This is a genomic window from Finegoldia magna, from assembly GCF_018371055.1.
Lineage (GTDB): Bacteria > Bacillota > Clostridia > Tissierellales > Peptoniphilaceae > Finegoldia > Finegoldia magna_I.
In genome coordinates this window covers 1-1016 of sequence record NZ_JAGYZD010000385.1, presented here as the reverse complement: position 1 = coordinate 1016, position 1016 = coordinate 1, and the positions used below count along the sequence as shown (strand labels likewise).

Sequence of the window (1016 nt, the reverse complement as noted above, 5' to 3'; positions counted from 1 at the left end):
CATTTTTTTTACTAATTCAACTTTCTTTTCGCCTTCATTCGGCTTTGAATGTCCGTATTTGATTCCTAAAACCATGTAGGCACCAGTTACTGCTCCACAAGTCATTCCTTTATACATTCCACCTGTAAATGGTGATGCAATTTTTGTAATAAGTTCCTTATCCACTCCCAAATCATCTGCGAAATATCTCAAAACTACTTGCGCACAATCTATTCCTTCTGTAAATTGTTGCCAAATTTCTTCGTTAGTTAATTTACTCATCCAATGCACCTCCACAACTTGATCCACTTCCTGCAGTACAACCGTAGCAGTAATCTTTCCACACGATTTCTCTTGACAAATCATCCACATCTATCAAATCTTTGATGTTTTTGTAATCTTTCATTAGGACTTTTTCTGCTAAGTGGAAGTCACAATCGTGAAGATTTCCCAAACTATCCACAGAAATTTGGAATCTACACATTATATTTTCACAAGTTTCTTCATTGTAATTATCTTCCAACAATTTCATGTAATCTTCGTATTCGCCTCTTTCTATTAAGAAATCTTTGAAATATCCAATAGGCATATTTGTAATAGTGAACAAATTATTAAACACAACATTTTTCTTTTTCAATTCACGTTCGTAATCTAATTGAAGATTAGATTGTTCTGGTGGTAAGAATCCACCAAGTGGATTGTAAACCAAGTCCAATTCTTTTTCAGTACCGTATCCCATTTCGTTAAGTCTCTTCAAATTGGCGATGACCTTGTCGTACACGCCATCACCTCTTTGGCTATCTACGTTATCTTGTGTGTAGCAAGGAAGAGATACTACGATTTTGATTTTTTCTTTGTCAAATAAATCCATTAATTCCTTGTTTTTTTCTATATCTGTGGCATTCGTTCTAATAATAAGTTCGTCCGCTCTTTTCAAACATTCCTTCATAAACCACACGATTTCTGGATGTGTTGTTGGTTCTCCACCTGTAATATCCACAGTTTTCATCTTGTGGTTATCCAAAAACTTCAAGCAA

2 protein-coding genes are annotated in these 1016 nt (G+C 34.7%); both read right to left on the bottom strand.

All coding sequences use genetic code 11. The features are described from left to right. The coding region (locus tag KHW44_RS10070; RefSeq protein WP_304069032.1) for a C-GCAxxG-C-C family protein at window positions 1-261 on the bottom strand (261 nt) is incomplete at its 3' end. Further along, window positions 254-1016: arsenosugar biosynthesis radical SAM (seleno)protein ArsS (gene arsS / locus KHW44_RS10065; RefSeq protein WP_304069030.1), on the bottom strand; the 763-nt coding region annotated here is incomplete at its 5' end. The genes KHW44_RS10070 and arsS, both read right to left, overlap by 8 nt.